A 13,462-nucleotide genomic window follows, 5' to 3' on the forward strand; every position below is an offset into this window, starting at 1 on the left:
CGATGAGCGGTCGGTACTTCTGCGGCTCGGCACGGCGTCAGGCCCGGATAAACGAACGACTCAAGCCCTGTGCCTGGGGTTGTGCGGCATTCCGGGAACGACGGGAATGCACCAGGACAAACGCAGGATCGGGGCTTGTGGCGACGAAAACGGAGGCTGGGAACCGGTGAATGAGCTTATCAGTACCGATCAAAGCCTGAAGGGTAGCGAAAACCATCGCCAAGGGGAATGGTAGTTCGCTTGTACAAGCATCTTGGCGCCAGTACCATTACCGCTCTCTTTTTCCGGCAGGAGCGGTTTCATGATTGCGGGCAGTATGGTGGCACTGGTCACACCCATGGATGCACAAGGGCGTCTTGACTGGGCCAGCCTCAGCAAACTCGTGGACTTCCACCTTAACAACGGCACCCATGCCATTGTCGCCGTCGGTACCACCGGTGAGTCGGCAACCCTCGATGTCAACGAGCACATCGAAGTCATCCGGGCCGTGGTCAAGCAGGTCGCCGGCAAGATTCCTGTTATCGCCGGTACCGGCGCCAACTCGACCCGCGAAGCCGTCGAGCTGACCCGCAACGCCAAGGAAGCCGGCGCCGACGCCTGCCTGCTGGTCGTGCCGTACTACAACAAGCCGACCCAGGAAGGTTTGTACCAGCACTTCAAATATATTGCTGAAGCGGTCGATATCCCGCAGATCCTCTATAACGTTCCCGGCCGCACCTCCTGCGACATGCAGGCCGAGACCGTGATTCGCCTTTCCACCGTCCCGAACATCATCGGCATCAAGGAAGCCACCGGCGACATGACCCGCGCCAAAGCCATCCTCGATGGCGTGAGCCAGGACTTCATCGTCCTGTCCGGCGATGATCCGACCGCGGTCGAGCTGATCCTGATGGGTGGCAAGGGCAATATTTCCGTCACTGCCAACGTCGCGCCGCGCGAAATGGCCGACCTGTGCGAAGCAGCGCTCAAGGGTGACGCCGAAACTGCACGGGCAATCAACGAAAAACTGATGCCGCTGCACAAAGACCTGTTCCTCGAAGCCAACCCGATTCCGGTGAAATGGGCTTTGGTCGAAATGGGTCTGATGCACCAAGGCATCCGTCTGCCGCTCACCTGGCTCAGCGAAGCCTGTCACGAACCGCTGCGGCAGGCCATGCGCCAGTCCGGCGTCCTGGTTTAATTGAGGAAGTACAACGCATGAAGCGAATGGCCGGACTTTCCGCACTTGCCTTGATTATCTCCAGCACCAGTGGCTGCGGATGGATTTGGGGCCCGGAAGGTTACTTCCGCGACCGTGGTAGCGATTACCTGGAAGCGCAACAGACTGCACCGATGCAACTGCCACCTGATGTCAGCGTCGCCAAGCGCCTGGATCCGCTGCTGCCGATCCCGCGCAACGTGGCCGACGACAGCGTCAAGGGCGAATACGTCGTCCCACGTCCGCAGCCGCTGTCGGCCATGGCCGATGCCAGCGACTACACCTTGCAAAAGAGTGGCGATTCAAGCTGGGTCATGGCCCAGCATCCACCGGCCGAAGTCTGGCCCGTGGCAATCCAGTTCTTCCAGGACAACGGCTTCCGCCTGGACGAACAACGCCCGCAGACTGGCGAATTCACCACCACCTGGCAACGTTCCGATGAGCTGTCCGCAGCCATGGCCAAGCGCATGAGCGCCGCCGGCGTCGCTGCCGACAGCGAAAGCCGTGTGCGAGTGCGCATCGAGCCAGGCGTGCAGCGCAATACCAGTGAAGTTTATGTGGTCAGCGCCGAGCGTCCTGCCGGCAGCACGGCCGACGTGGCGTTCACCAACCGTTCGGTCAATACCGGCCTCGACGCTGCACTGGTGGACGACATGCTCGCCAGCATGAGTCGTAACGCGGAGCAGGGTGGTTCGGTGTCGATGCTGGCGTCCAAGGAGTTCGATGCGCCGAGCCGCGTCAGCCTGAGCGAAGACGGCAGCGGCAACCCGGTGCTCAACGTCGGCTCCGACCTGGACCGTGCGTGGTCGAGTGTTGGTCGTGCGCTGGAGCAGGGCGAGTGGCGGGTTGAAGACATCAACCGCAGCCTGGGCCTGTACTACATCAACCTCGCCGAGAAGGCCGAGAAGAAAGACGAGAAGCCTGGCTTCTTCAGTGGCCTGTTCGGCAGCAAGCCGGACAAGGAAGAGGTTGAAGCCCGCGCCGAGCGTTATCAGGTTCGCCTGAGCAAGGTGGGCGACAACGTCCAGGTCACCGTCGAGAAGAACATCAACACCGTGGCGCCGGCCGATGTGGCCCGCAAGGTATTGGGCGTGATTCAGGATAACCTGGGCTGATCCGATGCGTTTTGCCGTTCTCGGCAGCGGTAGCCAGGGCAACGGCACGCTTGTAGCCAGTGCTGGCACCTATGTGCTGGTCGATTGTGGTTTCTCCCTGCGGGAAACCGAGAGGCGCCTGTTGCGCCTGGGTGTGCACCCGGCGCAACTGAGCGCGATACTGGTGACCCACGAACATGCCGATCACGTGCATGGCGTGGGTTTGCTGTCTCGGCGCTACAATCTGCCGGTGTACCTGAGCCGTGGGACGCTGGGTGGCCTGCGCAAGCCCATCGAGCCCGCCGGTTTCGTGGCCGGGGGCGAGCAACTGCGTATTGGTGCCCTGGATATCAGCGTGGTCAGTGTGGCGCATGATGCCCGGGAGCCGACGCAGTATGTGTTCAGTGACGGCGAGCGGCGTTTCGGCTTGCTCACTGACCTGGGTTCATATTGCGACAGGGTGATGGACAGCTACCGGGATCTCGATGCGTTGATGATCGAGTCCAACCACTGCCGCGACATGCTGGCGCGCGGGTACTACCCGTATTTCCTCAAGCAGCGGGTAGGCGGGGAACACGGACATTTGAACAACCACCAGGCGGCGTTCCTGGTGGCCGAGTTGGGCTGGCAAGGCCTGCAACACCTGGTCCTGGCCCATCTGAGCAGCAAGAACAACCTGCCGCAGCTGGCCCGGCAATGTTTTGTCGACACCCTCGGGTGCGACCCGGACTGGCTGCAACTGGCCGATCAAGATTCAGGGCTCGACTGGCGACATATCGCCTAGCCCACTACTTACCAAGCGGAGCCCATCATGGAAAAACGTGAAGAACTCTACCGCGGCAAAGCCAAATCGGTTTACAAGACCGACGACGCTGACCGCTTGATCCTGCTGTTTCGCAACGACACTTCGGCGTTCGACGGCAAGCGCATCGAACAGCTCGACCGCAAGGGCATGGTGAACAACAAGTTCAACGCCTTCATCATGCAGAAACTCGAAGCCGCCGGCGTGCCGACCCAGTTCGACAAGCTGCTGGGCGACAACGAATGCCTGGTCAAGAAGCTGGACATGATCCCGGTCGAATGCGTCGTGCGTAACTACGCCGCCGGCAGCCTGGTCAAGCGCCTGGGCGTGGAAGAGGGCATGAAGCTCAACCCTTACACCTTCGAACTGTTCCTGAAGGACGACGCCAAGGGCGACCCGTTCATCAACGAATCCCACGTCGTGGCATTCGGCTGGGGCACCGCCGAGCAATTGGTCCGCATGAAAGAGTTGTCCCTCAAGGTCAACGAAGTGCTGACCAAGCTGTTCGACGACGCCGGCCTGCTGCTGGTGGACTTCAAGTTGGAGTTCGGTGTGTTCAGCGACGGCTCCATCGTCCTGGGTGACGAATTCAGCCCGGACGGCTGCCGTCTCTGGGACAAGGACACCAAGAAGAAAATGGACAAAGACCGCTTCCGCCAGGGCCTCGGTGATGTCATCGAAGCCTACGAAGAAGTCGCCCAGCGTCTGGGTGTACCGCTGTAATCGACGCAAGCATCTGATAGCACGGAAAAAATTTCGCTCGGGGGTTCGCTTCCGGCGAATGTGCTGGTATGATGCGCGCCACTGGAGAGATGCCGGAGTGGCCGAACGGGACGGATTCGAAATCCGTTGTACTGGCGACAGTACCTAGGGTTCAAATCCCTATCTCTCCGCCATTATTGTGTATGACTAAGCCCCTGAAATTGTTAAAGATTTCAGGGGCTTTTTCGTTTCTGGGATTTGGTTTAGGGTATGTTTAGGGCGAAAAACGCAGGCATCGTGCCGCTCTAGGCGACTCTGTGACCGAAATTGTTCTGCTCCCCGGGCCGACGCAACTCGTTTGGCTGTGGGGTTGTCTCCGGGGCACGAACTGGACTGGCTCGTGCTGACTGATAAGGTTCCGTTACTTGTCCAAAACTACGGTGCGCAGGCGGTAAATTCGCTATCGAATAATTTTAAGTTGGCCGTCTGAAAACAATTTCTTGGATATTCGGTTTTTACAGCCTCTTGGGGATTACGAGTGCAAGTCGACGTGGTCAAAAGCGCTCTACGGTTCAGAATTATGGAGTTTTCCGAGGCATCGGAGTTTTGGATGGAACGAAAGGAGGGAGGTGAGATTTAGATCAGCGCAAATGAAGGGGCTGCGATTCATATCCCCCATCACTGATCGTTTGATAAGATTGCGACGGTGAAACCCAAACATGCAGAATTCTGCTGGTAGCTAATTTACTCATGAGGGGGCACCGATAGTGTTCGAGACTCCCCCGACAGGATATCTAATGAAGCTTATTCACATCGGGCTCCCCAAGGCAGCGTCCACTTACATTCAGGCTGCGGCACAGCAGCGGGGCGACGTGCAAGTACTGCAATGGCACAACTATGCACAGAATATCGTCCATTCGGCCTCTCTGAACGCTTATCTGAGCGGGCCGGGTGAGTCGAGCATAGCGCCACATCAGTTGCTGGCTGACACCCCCACTTTCGTGAGTAGTGAAGAGCTCTGCGGGTGGGCCCCGCGCCCCGTAACGCAACTCGAAATTCAAACGTACCAGAACCTGGTGGCGGCGGCGCTGAAGCGTGAATTAGCCGGAGCTAAAGTACTGATTGTGACAAGAAGCCCATTGTCATTTGTGGATAGCTATTACAATCAGGCAGTAAAAGAAGGTGCCTCTGAAAACCCTTATGTGTTTGTCGAGCGGTGGCGTGCTCTGTTGCTCGAGCTTCTGAACTATACCAGGCTGTGCGATCTTTACTCTTCACATTTTGGCGCGCCGAATGTACTGGTTATTCCCGTAGAATTATTACGTGACGACCCCACTCATTTTTACGACATGATTGAAGGGTACGCAGGCTTTACCCTGAGGCCCCGCTCTCCTGAGAGTATTCAGCACAACCGCTCACTAACCAGCTATGAGCTTCAGGCTATGAGAGTGCTAAATCGGATTGTAAAAATACTTTCGGCAGATCAACAGGGCAAGCCAGAGCAATTTCTGCTACCTCATTTAAACTCGATAAAACGCAGCTTTTTATCGTATTACCTTGAAAATGATCCGAACTCCATGCGGCGCAGCCAGCGGTCGCTTCGGGCGGTCGGGGTCGGTATCGATAAGCGCCAGGCATCAACGGTTTTTCTTGAAAAAAGCCGTGCGCAAATCATTTGTGGCTTGAAGGGCCTGGAGCACCATTCCTTTCCGAGTAAATATCTATCTAGGTACTTGGCAGAAGTTGGCGGTGATGCCTCATGATCCGGTCATAACGGTAACGCCCTAGACTGGGCACAATAAAACGATGCCAAGTAGAATGCTCGGCGTAGACGAACTAACTTTGTGAGACGCTAGACTATTTTTATGACTTCGCCAGCCAATAACCATAATTTGACGTCTGTCAGCCATCCTATGACCCAGGCTGAGTTCGTCCATTACATGGGGCACCATGGCGCTGTACTTTAGTTGACGGGCCTCTCGGCTTTCGGGAAGTCGAGTTTGGCAATGGCCTTGGAGGCTCATCTGCTGAGGTCTGGTTACGCGTGCTACACACTTCGGAGACAATGTTCGCAAAGGGCTTAATGCCGACCTCGGCTTTTCAGAAGGCGATAGAACAGAGAGCATTCGCCGGGTTAGTGAGGTAGCAGCGCTTTTTGCCAATGTGGGTCTAAGCAGACTGGTTGAATAGTTGCTGAGCACATCCTGCCAAGAGCTGACCGGTGATCGAAGTCTTCAAGAGCGAGAAAATTAATTTTTGAGTTTCTCTGCGTTGGAGCGGGTGAAAGGGCGTCGAGCCCTTGTTATCAGCTTGGGAAACTAATAACGAGTGAGTACAGGGCATGATGAACGAGGCTTGGAAATATTAAGCTTTTCGAAGTTTGCGTAAATACAGTTTTCCAAGAATGACGCCAATTAGACCTTTTTGCACTCTTCAAATGTGATGGTGTCTGCTGATGCGGGATTTAATGTTCGGAGATTGGAGCGCTTCCGGTTGAGGAGTCATGGGCGATAGACATGGTTGGACGCCTGGTGCCGAGTCAAGGCCTCGAAAGCGTGGGACGCGGGGCTCGCCACCAGAATTTCATTGTTTGATCCCCAGTAGCAAATCACTGGTTCGTGACAATTGAGCTAATGTCTCTTTAGCAGATGGCTCCTCAGCCGATAGCTAAGACATGCCCCCGATAAAGGAGTGACACCCCATGCTGCGGTTCTTTGCCGATCTAGGCTTCCGCTGGAAAATCACCCTGCCAATTGCTTTCCTGGCGCTGTTGCTGGTGCTGATGGGTTGGTCGGGTATGCGTGGCATTGACCAGGTGACTGAGTCCAGCACGCAACTGACCAAGCGTTATTTGCCGGCCATCAGCCTGCTGCTCAATGCTGATCGCGATCTCTACCAGGCCTTTGTAGCCGAGCGAAGCCTGCTTGATGGTCATGCCGGCGAACATCTGAAAGCACTCAGCGCCAGTCATGGGGAGAATGCGAAGCAAGCTTATGACCGCGTGCAGAAATATGCTGCGATGCAGCCGGGTGCCGAAGCGCAGGCGTTGGTTGCTCAGTTCAATGACGCCTTTGCAAAGTGGACGCAGGTTTCGCGGCAGGTCCTGGAGCTGTCCGTGGGCAATCCAGAGGCAGCCAGTACGCTGAGTTTTGGTGACAGTGAGCGCCTGTTCGAGGCGATGCGCGATTCGATCGACAAGCTTGGCGAACTGGAAGACCAGGCGTCGCATCGCGAAGGGGATGCGGCGATCGAAAATGGCGAGGAAGTGGGGATGCATCAGGGCGCAATTCTGCTGGTCGGGTTGCTCGGCTGTATCCTGGTCGTTGTTGCCCTGCCGCTTGTCGTATTGAGCCCTATGCGTCGATTGCTTAGCCGCGTCGAACAAATTGCCGAAGGCGGTGGCGATTTGAAGGGGCGCCTCGAGGTGCGTTCGGCTGACGAATTGGGCCAGCTTGGCAGTGCCTTCAACCGCTTCCTCGACAAATTGCAGCCACTGATTGCCGAGGTGGGCCGGGTTACCGGGGAGGTCGATTCCGCAGCGCGCGCCATGGCCAGTATGGCCGCGACCAATGACAAACTGATCAGCAGCGAACATGCGGCTCTTGATCAAGTCAGCACCGCCGCGACCCAGATGAGTGCTGCCGTGCACGAGGTGGCGCATAACGCGCTAAGTGCTTCGGACGCCGCGCAGCAAGCTAGCAGTCAGTCCCGCGATGGTGCCGAGGTTGTCAGCAGCACCATCGAATCGATCCGCCAATTGGCCCAAGAGGTGGAAAGCGCCTCGGGAACCATCGAAGCATTGGCCCAGGAGACCTCCAGCATTGGCGCGGTACTTGAGGTGATTCGCGGCATTGCCGAGCAAACCAACCTGCTCGCACTGAACGCTGCCATCGAGGCGGCGCGGGCTGGCGAGCAGGGTCGCGGTTTTGCTGTCGTGGCCGACGAAGTCAGGGCGCTCGCGGCGCGTACCCAGGATTCGACCAAGGACATCCAGGTGCGTATTGAGCGCCTGCAATCCGGTGTCGCCAAGGCTGTACAAGCCATGCACGTTGGTAGCACCAAGGCCCGCGACAGCGTCGAGCGCGCCGCGAGTGTGGATCAGGTGCTCAGTGGCACCGGCGGGTCGATACAACGGATTAACGATATGGCCGCACAGATCGCCAACGCATGCGAAGAGCAGAGTAGCGTCACCGAGGAGATAGCCCGCAACATCTCGGACATTCGCGACCTGTCCAACGAAGCGGCGGAGAACTCTGCCCAGAGCATGCATGCCAGCCAGCAGCTTTCCAATCTCTCGCAGAGCCTGGCAGAGCTGACTGGCCGCTTCCGGGTCTGAGCCAGCGGCTAGCGTGGTCACCATCGAGCCCGCGGCGGCGTTTGTCAGCGACCGTCAGCGGGCCCTGACAGCGGGAAGCTCTGTCCTGCTGGCCTCTCAGATCCAGACATCATTGACCGCCGTTCGCTCATTGGTTTCATCTCCGGTGTTGATGACGCCACGTGGCTCGATCAACAGCAGCTTCACTTCTCGGGCGGCGCAGGGCTTGTGCTCGACGCCTTTCTTGACGACGTACATCTCGCCTGGGCCAATCATCACCGCGCCGTCGCGAAAGTCGATCCGCAGCTCACCTTCGAGCACGATAAACGTTTCATCGGTGTCGGCATGGCTGTGCCAGACGAAATCGCCTTCGAGCCGGGCAATCTTGAATTGGTAGTCGTTCATTTCGGCCACGACTTTTGGCGTCCATTGTTCCTGGAACAGTGCGTACTTTTGAGCGAAGTTGATGGGCGAGTATTGAGTGGTCATCGATGCATGCTCGTATCGTGAGGGGGGGAAGCGCCACCTTACTGTCCTGGTCGGAGGCGGTATTGCATGATCGTGCAGCTTTTGCCACGCTCAGTCTTCAACTGAGCATTTTCAGCCAGCGTGCCGGTGAGATGCCGAACGCCTGGGTATGCAACCGGGTCATGTGGCTCTGATCGAAAAAGCCACTGGCCAGGGCGGCATCGCTCAACGGCATGCCGTGTAATACCAAGCGACGGACTTCATTCAATCGACGTTGGATGATATAGCGATAGGGGCTGGTGCCGTATAACGCACGAAAGTCCCTGGACAGGCTCCACCGGTCCCGACCGCTTGCCTGGACCAAATCATCCAGGGTAATGCTCTGGCCAAGGGCATCATGGATGTACAGTCGTGCACGTTCCGCCGCCGGATAGTCAAGCAGTCGCCGCCCGCGCCGGTTACCCGCCGCGCTGTCGAGTGCCTGAGCCACGTCGTAGATGGCATCCTCTTCCTCCAGGGGATCGAGCTGATGATCCATGCTGTTCAATAACCTGCGGGTAGCGATATTGAGGCGAGGATCGCTCGATAACCCTCCTTCGATAAAGGGCAATGGTCTGCCGCCCAGCACTTGCTGGATCATTGACGGTTCGATGTAGAACATCCGGTAACGAAAGCCATCACTCGTCCCCGCCTCACCATCGTGAACTTCATCCGGGTGCAGGACGATGGTTCCACCGGGTTGGCTATGGCGCTTGGTGTGTCGGTAATTGAAGCTCTGGACACCGGCAAGCGTGATCCCGATGGCGTAGGTGTCATGCCTGTGGGTGGTGTAGCCATGCCCCCTGAAATAGGCTTCGATGCGTTCCAGTTTTCTCGATTCAGGCGCCCGCACCAGCCAGTCGCGGTTGTGAGTGGATTGAATCATTGACCGGCCTCTCGTTTTTTGTCTGCATGATATCCGTCTGGTGGGCTCAGGTTGAGGCCGCAGAAAGCTGCCCACCCCGGAGCAGCTCGCGGGTCGACGCAGCGGGACGCCGTCTAGATTTCCTTCACCAGCGTCTCGCCCTGAACACTTTTGATCAGCCCGATGACGTGAAGGCAGTCAGCCTTGTTCACATAGGATTCGCCGCTGGCGATCGTTTCGTGGTTGCCGGCTCTCAAGCGCCAACGCCATTGGCCTTTTCCGGTGCTTTGGGTGCCTCGGGTCTGCCTGTATATTTCAAAATACATCGGTTCGCTCCATGCGATTGAGTCATTCAAGACATGTAGTGCACATGTCGCTTCAAAGCCTAGCCAAGCTGATATTTTTCGCTATCGCAAATACGTTTCCAATGGTTATGAGTTATTGCCAACAATTGCAGCGCTTCGCTCAAACGGGCTCTTGCCATGGCCTGGCACTAAGGTTTGCTCGCAATGACGTTGAACCGTGCGCACACCAAGGCAAGCTGCCCAAGGCTTGAAGCGCGAAACAAAACTGCCTGAAAGCAGCCAGTCGAGGTATGGTTGCGACGGCTGAACCATCTAGTCATATTTTCGAATTGGAGTCGAACACATGCCTCACCTGCACATGGAGTACACCGCCAACCTGCCTGACCTGAACGCCGAGGTAGCCCTGCTGCGCCTGAACAATGCGCTAGTGGCTTCCGGTCAATTCGCCGCCGAATTGGATATCAAAAGCCGGGCCGTGAAGCATGAGACTTTCCGGGTGGGTACGAGTCTGGTCGAGCGGGGTTTCGTACACGTGAAGCTGGCCTTACTGAGCGGCCGTTCGCCGGAAATCAAGAAACAACTGTCCGCTAGTCTGCTGGCGGTGATCCAGGAATTGGGGCCATGGCCGGATGAGGTCAACGTGCAACTGTGCGTGGAGATCCTCGACATCGACCGAGAGCCGTATGCCAAGGCCTTGATCGGTCAATGACGATCAGGCTTCGCGTGGGGCGCAGACCTTGATGATCTGTTCGCGCAACCAGGTATTGGCGCTGTCCTGATCGGCGGTCAGGCTCCAGTGCATGTCCAGGGTAAAACCCGGCAATCCCTTGGGCGCTTCGTGTCGATTGAAAATCGCCTCGTTGGCCAGCAGTTTCTGGATGCGGCGGGGCAGGGTCAGGATGAAGTCGGTGCCGGTGATCATCTTCAGTGCCGCGCTGTAGCTGTTGGCGCGAGCGGCAAGCTGGCGTTGATGGGCCTGCTGTGACAGCCAAGCATCCACCCTATTGGTGGGCGAGTTCCAGGGTGTCGGGAAAACGTGCCGGCGCCCCAGGAAAGCCTGAAGGCTCAGTTGCGCGTCCAGCGGCGTCGCCCGTTTATCCACGACACAAACCAGGTCCTCCTCCAGCAATTGCCGGGATTTGAAACCGGCATGGGGGCTGTGCACGTTCGGCCCGAAGCCAATCACCAGGTCCAGGCTGCCGTCGCGCAATTCTTCGCCAGGTATGTCGGCCTCAAGCTTGTGCACGTTTACTGTCACTGGCAGGTCGGCGTGGTCGAAGCGTTGCAGCAGCTGCGGGAGGATCAGGTGTTCGAAGTATTCCGGAGCGCAAATGTTGAAGGTGACGGCTTGGCGGGACGGATCGAACGTCGGCGCGCCGGCATGACACCGGTTGATGCTTTGCAAAATGGCGCGCACATGATCGTACATGCCCTCGGCTTTATAGGTAGGGCGCATGCCCGTACGAGTGTTGATAAACAGCTCGTCCTCGAAACAGCTCCGCAGTTTCTTGAGGCAGTAACTGACCGTCGACTGGCTGACACACAATGCCTCGGAGACATCGGTGACACTGCTTTGCTCGTACACGGCGCTAAACACCATGAGGTCTTGCATATCGAGTTTTCTGAGGGCGTTACTGTTCAGCATCCGTTCTGTCTCGCTGTGCTCCTTGCGCGGATCTTGCGCAATCAGACTGATGATCCTAGCGGAACGATCGTCCCAAGAGAATGCCGTTGAGGCTGTTTCACGGTCGGGAGTGGGACAGATAATGTTGTGAACACGACGGAGCCGACTAACGCTTGACTTGTCGGGCATTGTTTAGCCTGGCTTGATCCAAGCTCCATCAAATCAGTGTTTAACGACCCATGGTGCCGTGGGACGCTTTCAGGATGTATTTCCTGTGATGCGTTTATGGACGATTGGCCTGCGGCATTCCAATACTCGTCATCCGCCGTGCCCGGCCCGGTCGGCCGATCCACGCCTGCCGTTGCCTCCTCGCTGTGTGCGCTGCCCTCTGAACTGGCTTTTTGGGCGCTCTGGCATTGTCGCCATGCGCGTCCTCCGGATGCTCGTATCTGCTGTTGATCATCAACAGTGTTCGCTGATGGCGAACACGGACTGACGGCGCCTCATCGCCCGTCCGACACGTCAATACGAGCCTTCCCATGAGTCTTTCCAATCTTTCTTTCGCCCCCGTGCAACAAGCCCTGGCGTTCCTGGCGCAACACCCGGATATCGAGCTGTTCGAACTGTTTATTCTCGACAACAACGGCGTGCCCCGGGGCAAGTTGTTGCACCGGGATGAGTTGCTGGCGGTGTTCGAAAGCGGTCGACCATTGCCCAGTACGATTCTGGGGCTGACCCTCAATGGCGATGATGTGGAAAACTCCGGATTGGTCTGGGAGGTCGGTGACATCGATTGCCGGGCTTATCCCATCAGTGGCAGTTTGCAGCGCATGCCGTGGCGGCTGATTCCCACAGCTGCGGTACAGGTCAGCATGCACCCTCAAGAGGGCATGCCGGCGACCATCGCCGATCCGCGGTATGTGCTTAGCCGGGTGATTGAAGCCTTGCAGGCGGACGGCTATTACCCGGTGATGGCGGCGGAGCTGGAGTTTTATCTGTTGGATGCACAACGCGACAGCCAGGGCCGGCCGCAACCGGCGCGGGATGCAGATGGTGGCCGGCCACGCGCCACCCAGGTCTACGGTTTGCGCGAACTGGAGCAGATCGAGCCCTTCCTGGCGGACCTTTATGCTGCGTGCAAGTTGCAGGGTATTCCGGCCCGGACAGCGATTTCCGAATACGCACCGGGGCAGGTGGAGATCACCCTTGAACACCGTACCGATGCCCTGCAGGCCATGGATGAAGCGGTGCGCTACAAGCGGCTGGTCAAGGGCGTCGCGCATAAGCACGGCATGCTTGCGTGCTTCATGGCCAAGCCGTTCGATGATCTGGCGGGCTCCGGCATGCACATGCACGTCAGCCTGGCGGATCGCGATGGCCACAATCTGTTTGCCAGCGAAGCGGCTGACGGTACGCCGTTGCTGCGCCACGCGGTGGGTGGGATGCTCGACACTTTGCTTGATTCGCTGTTGATGTTCTGTCCCAACGCCAATTCCTACCGCCGCTTCCAAAGCAACAGCTACGCGCCGCTGGCAGCGACCTGGGGGGTGGACAACCGCACCGTGAGCCTGAGAGTTCCGGGTGGCCCGGCCTTCTCGCGCCACATCGAGCACCGCATTTGCGGTGCTGATGCCAACCCGTACCTGGCCGCCGCTGCGATACTGGCCGGCATCCATCATGGCATCCGGGAACAGTGCGACCCCGGAGCGCCGGTCGAAGGTAACGGCTACGCCCAGGCGACGGAGCTGTTGCCCACCGATTGGCTCACCACCTTGCGCGCCCTTGAAGCCTCGACCTGGGCGCGGCAAACCTTGGGTGACGAGTTCCTTGGCGTTTACCTGGCAGTCAAGCGTGCCGAATACCGTCAGTTCATGGGCGAGGTAGGTGAGCAGGACTGGCGTTGGTATTTGCATCAGGCCTGACGATCGCTTAAATCCGGAACTTAAAAAATTATTTAGTAGCAACTTTTTCACGAAAAATTGATGGTGGGCTGCCTAAAGTTTGTGTTGCCGTAGGAAACGAATTGTTCACGTTTTCTTCGGCACTTCTT

At 57.7% G+C, this 13,462-nt stretch carries 12 protein-coding genes, 1 tRNA gene and 2 pseudogenes; 11 read left to right on the forward strand and 4 right to left on the reverse strand.

Features of this window, described 5'->3' with window-relative positions; genetic code table 11:
* The first annotated feature begins 301 nt into the window (after window positions 1-301).
* From dapA to ACWNZ1_RS00430, 9 genes and pseudogenes are all read left to right on the forward strand, one after another.
* On the forward strand, window positions 302-1,180 hold the full coding sequence (gene dapA, locus ACWNZ1_RS00390; RefSeq protein WP_135844178.1) for a 4-hydroxy-tetrahydrodipicolinate synthase: 879 nt from the start codon (window positions 302-304) through the stop codon (window positions 1,178-1,180).
* 17 nt (window positions 1,181-1,197) lie between these two features.
* Entirely contained in the window at window positions 1,198-2,313 is a 1,116-nt protein-coding gene (bamC, locus tag ACWNZ1_RS00395) for an outer membrane protein assembly factor BamC (protein WP_135844179.1), read from the forward strand.
* Between the two features lie 4 nt (window positions 2,314-2,317).
* Window positions 2,318-3,076: an MBL fold metallo-hydrolase gene (locus tag ACWNZ1_RS00400; protein WP_135844180.1), complete on the forward strand. Its 759-nt coding sequence runs from the start codon at window positions 2,318-2,320 to the stop codon at window positions 3,074-3,076.
* A gap of 27 nt (window positions 3,077-3,103) precedes the next feature.
* On the forward strand, window positions 3,104-3,817 hold the full coding sequence (purC, locus tag ACWNZ1_RS00405; protein WP_018606833.1) for a phosphoribosylaminoimidazolesuccinocarboxamide synthase: 714 nt from the start codon (window positions 3,104-3,106) through the stop codon (window positions 3,815-3,817).
* A gap of 83 nt (window positions 3,818-3,900) precedes the next feature.
* Window positions 3,901-3,990: transfer RNA gene (locus ACWNZ1_RS00410), tRNA-Ser, on the forward strand.
* Window positions 3,991-4,593: 603 nt separating this feature from the next.
* The gene (locus tag ACWNZ1_RS00415; protein ID WP_135844181.1) at window positions 4,594-5,559 is read left to right on the forward strand and encodes a hypothetical protein; all 966 of its coding nucleotides are present in this window, start codon (window positions 4,594-4,596) and stop codon (window positions 5,557-5,559) included.
* Between the two features lie 243 nt (window positions 5,560-5,802).
* Window positions 5,803-5,986 (forward strand): annotated as a pseudogene (locus tag ACWNZ1_RS00420) (adenylyl-sulfate kinase).
* A 511-nt stretch (window positions 5,987-6,497) separates the two neighbouring features.
* Window positions 6,498-7,274: pseudogene (locus tag ACWNZ1_RS00425) on the forward strand (MCP four helix bundle domain-containing protein); the annotation flags it as partial.
* Between the two features lie 78 nt (window positions 7,275-7,352).
* A complete protein-coding gene (locus ACWNZ1_RS00430; protein WP_406550158.1) occupies window positions 7,353-8,132 on the forward strand; it encodes a methyl-accepting chemotaxis protein in 780 nt (259 codons plus the stop codon).
* 96 nt (window positions 8,133-8,228) lie between these two features.
* Here ACWNZ1_RS00430 and ACWNZ1_RS00435 read toward each other — a convergent pair whose 3' ends face one another.
* From ACWNZ1_RS00435 to ACWNZ1_RS00445, 3 genes are all read right to left on the reverse strand, one after another.
* The gene (locus tag ACWNZ1_RS00435) at window positions 8,229-8,600 is read right to left on the reverse strand and encodes a cupin domain-containing protein (RefSeq protein WP_135844183.1); all 372 of its coding nucleotides are present in this window, start codon (window positions 8,598-8,600) and stop codon (window positions 8,229-8,231) included.
* A gap of 97 nt (window positions 8,601-8,697) precedes the next feature.
* Window positions 8,698-9,504 carry an AraC family transcriptional regulator gene (locus tag ACWNZ1_RS00440; protein ID WP_256452331.1) on the reverse strand — a complete coding sequence of 269 codons (807 nt, stop codon included), beginning with the start codon at window positions 9,502-9,504 and terminating at the stop codon, window positions 8,698-8,700.
* A 113-nt stretch (window positions 9,505-9,617) separates the two neighbouring features.
* Window positions 9,618-9,809: a YegP family protein gene (locus ACWNZ1_RS00445; RefSeq protein ID WP_135844185.1), complete on the reverse strand. Its 192-nt coding sequence runs from the start codon at window positions 9,807-9,809 to the stop codon at window positions 9,618-9,620.
* Between the two features lie 322 nt (window positions 9,810-10,131).
* On the opposite strand from ACWNZ1_RS00445, the gene ACWNZ1_RS00450 reads away from it, so the two are divergent.
* On the forward strand, window positions 10,132-10,497 hold the full coding sequence (locus tag ACWNZ1_RS00450; protein WP_280944762.1) for a 5-carboxymethyl-2-hydroxymuconate Delta-isomerase: 366 nt from the start codon (window positions 10,132-10,134) through the stop codon (window positions 10,495-10,497).
* A gap of 3 nt (window positions 10,498-10,500) precedes the next feature.
* On the opposite strand, the gene ACWNZ1_RS00455 is transcribed toward ACWNZ1_RS00450, so the two are convergent.
* Window positions 10,501-11,433, reverse strand: coding sequence for a LysR family transcriptional regulator (locus tag ACWNZ1_RS00455; RefSeq protein ID WP_256452333.1), 933 nt, complete (start codon window positions 11,431-11,433; stop codon window positions 10,501-10,503).
* Window positions 11,434-11,951: 518 nt separating this feature from the next.
* Here ACWNZ1_RS00455 and ACWNZ1_RS00460 point away from each other — a divergent pair.
* Window positions 11,952-13,334, forward strand: coding sequence for a glutamine synthetase family protein (locus tag ACWNZ1_RS00460; RefSeq protein WP_256452334.1), 1,383 nt, complete (start codon window positions 11,952-11,954; stop codon window positions 13,332-13,334).
* The last annotated feature ends 128 nt before the right edge of the window (window positions 13,335-13,462 follow it).

The organism is Pseudomonas sp. CFBP 5748 (assembly GCF_053850495.1).

Coding starts and splice junctions, on each gene's coding strand:
- purC (WP_018606833.1), top strand. CDS start 3,104: ATGGAAAAACGTGAAGAACTCTACCGCGGCAAAGCCAAATCGGTTTAC.
- ACWNZ1_RS00430 (WP_406550158.1), top strand. CDS start 7,353: ATGGCCGCGACCAATGACAAACTGATCAGCAGCGAACATGCGGCTCTT.
- ACWNZ1_RS00400 (WP_135844180.1), top strand. CDS start 2,318: ATGCGTTTTGCCGTTCTCGGCAGCGGTAGCCAGGGCAACGGCACGCTT.
- ACWNZ1_RS00440 (WP_256452331.1), bottom strand. CDS start 9,504: ATGATTCAATCCACTCACAACCGCGACTGGCTGGTGCGGGCGCCTGAA.
- bamC (WP_135844179.1), top strand. CDS start 1,198: ATGAAGCGAATGGCCGGACTTTCCGCACTTGCCTTGATTATCTCCAGC.
- ACWNZ1_RS00460 (WP_256452334.1), top strand. CDS start 11,952: ATGAGTCTTTCCAATCTTTCTTTCGCCCCCGTGCAACAAGCCCTGGCG.
- ACWNZ1_RS00415 (WP_135844181.1), top strand. CDS start 4,594: ATGAAGCTTATTCACATCGGGCTCCCCAAGGCAGCGTCCACTTACATT.
- dapA (WP_135844178.1), top strand. CDS start 302: ATGATTGCGGGCAGTATGGTGGCACTGGTCACACCCATGGATGCACAA.
- ACWNZ1_RS00455 (WP_256452333.1), bottom strand. CDS start 11,433: ATGCTGAACAGTAACGCCCTCAGAAAACTCGATATGCAAGACCTCATG.
- ACWNZ1_RS00435 (WP_135844183.1), bottom strand. CDS start 8,600: ATGACCACTCAATACTCGCCCATCAACTTCGCTCAAAAGTACGCACTG.
- ACWNZ1_RS00450 (WP_280944762.1), top strand. CDS start 10,132: ATGCCTCACCTGCACATGGAGTACACCGCCAACCTGCCTGACCTGAAC.
- ACWNZ1_RS00445 (WP_135844185.1), bottom strand. CDS start 9,809: ATGTATTTTGAAATATACAGGCAGACCCGAGGCACCCAAAGCACCGGA.